At 51.9% G+C, this 243-nt stretch carries 1 pseudogene; it reads left to right on the forward strand.

The annotated features are described in order from the left end of the window. Window positions 1-16: 16 nt before the first annotated feature. Window positions 17-243 (forward strand): annotated as a pseudogene (locus tag L9G74_RS21760) (hypothetical protein); the annotation flags it as partial.

Consider the following 243-nt stretch of genomic DNA (forward strand, 5'->3'; position numbering starts at 1 on the left):
CTTTAAGGGCTTTTTGATGTCCTTTCAAATGGTTATCTTTGCCTTTGTCGGAATCGAAATGATTGGGATGACGGCGGCCGAAACCCAAAACCCCCGCAAGGTGATTCCGCGGGCGATCAACGACATCCCGGTGCGGATCCTGCTCTTTTACGTCGGGGCCTTGTTAATCATTATGGCCATCTACCCGTGGAACAAGCTGGACCCGACCCAGTCGCCCTTCGTAATGGTCTTTAAAGACATCGG

The sequence above is a fragment of the Shewanella electrica genome (assembly GCF_022321485.1).
GTDB lineage: Bacteria > Pseudomonadota > Gammaproteobacteria > Enterobacterales > Shewanellaceae > Shewanella > Shewanella electrica.